Consider the following 1538-nt stretch of genomic DNA (forward strand, 5'->3'; position numbering starts at 1 on the left):
GTCTGGCAAAATGAATTAAAGAAGACTAGAAAAAACATGGAGTTTCCTATACAGGTTTATTATGTGGTTAAGAAATTAGAGGATTTGTCAATCTTACCTAAAAATTGACAAAGTAAACACTTAACTAATTTTAGGAAATAGGATTAACATGTTTTTATTAGCGATATAAAGAGTTTTTTGAATCCATAAGAAAGGTCCAATAAGATATGTTAAGAAAAATATATTGGACAACTGAGTACCTAGTATCCTTGAGGTAATGGATACCTAAGTACAGAAGCCAAACGGTTTCTAATTCAGTAGGCTATCCCGATAGTTCTTATGTTTAGCTTCATTTCTAAGATTGAGCGCTGTGTTACGATCTCTATCATGACGTGTGCCACAATAAGGATAATCCTACTCACGAATGTTTAGATTTTTAGCATCTATGTTTTTATAGTTGCAATTGGAACATAATTGACTAGAAGCAAATGTTTTAGATATTACAACTAATTGTTCACTACACCACTTTACTTTATATTTCAACATTGTTTGAAATTGTGACCAAGACATGTCACTAATCGCTTTTACAAGCTTTCTATTTTTGAGCATACCACTGAATTATAAGTATTCTTTACCAATGACATGATGCTTTTTGATGATTTTAGTAGAAAGTTTATGTAATTAATCAACCCTTATAATAGCATCATGTATCACAGGCTATTTATTCTAGTTAGGATTAGTAACACAAGTTGTAAAAAACTACACTCTTCGAAATTTAACAAGAAAAAACGTATCATAGAATTTTTTTTTACAAAACTACATATTCGTGTTGTAAGGATGAGCAAAAAAAAAACGGTAGCTACCGCTTTTTTTGCTCAATTAGATATATTTGATAAAAAACGTATATCTGATTTAATTTAAATTAAATAAACGTTGAATGAACGTTTTTTTGGTGTTATCTTGCTGTTCTTGGCGATCTTCATTTAATAGTTCAATTGCTTTATCCAGTTTTTCTTGTAATAACTGAATCTGTAGATCTTTGTCTTCTTTTTCTGAGCGTTCCTGTAATAACAATTTAATGATATCTTGGTTTTGTTGTACAATTTTATCTTGTTGCTCAAGCATGTGAGAAAATTTTTCTTGAATCATCAAAATATCAGTTTCTGAACGTTTTCTGAGCGTTACTTGAACTTCATTTTCCTCATGAACGCTATCCGTTTTCTGAGCGTTCTCTTCAGTATTTTCCATGCTTTCCATACTTCTTGTTGCAGCTTCTTCTAGTTTCCAGTTTTGATTTAAGTATTCTTTCATTTGCTTTAAGATATCTATATCATTCTCATAGTAAATTCGTTGATTACGCTCATTTCTTTCAAATATATATTCCATTTTTTCTAGTTCAATTGACCATCTGCGAAGTGTATTGGTGTTTATATCTAGTTGTTTTGCTACTTCTTGTGCAAAATATCCATATTCCAAACTTCACACCTCCATTATTTGTATGTTAGATATTGATTCGTTCTTGAAAAGATCTTTCCTTTAAGAGTAGAAATTTTTATAGG

At 30.2% G+C, this 1538-nt stretch carries 1 protein-coding gene and 1 pseudogene; both read right to left on the bottom strand.

Going from position 1 to position 1538, the window contains the following annotated elements; all coding sequences use genetic code 11:
* Positions 1 to 288 precede the first annotated feature (288 nt).
* Positions 289 to 660: pseudogene (locus tag ACQGS6_RS28200) on the bottom strand (RNA-guided endonuclease TnpB family protein); the annotation flags it as partial.
* 231 nt (positions 661 to 891) lie between these two features.
* Positions 892 to 1455: a MerR family transcriptional regulator gene (locus ACQGS6_RS28205; protein WP_000455692.1), complete on the bottom strand. Its 564-nt coding sequence runs from the start codon at positions 1453 to 1455 to the stop codon at positions 892 to 894.
* Positions 1456 to 1538: the final 83 nt, after the last annotated feature.

Source organism: Bacillus sp. GMs2/2 (assembly GCF_050172095.1).
GTDB classification, from domain to species: Bacteria; Bacillota; Bacilli; order Bacillales; family Bacillaceae_G; genus Bacillus_A; species Bacillus_A cereus.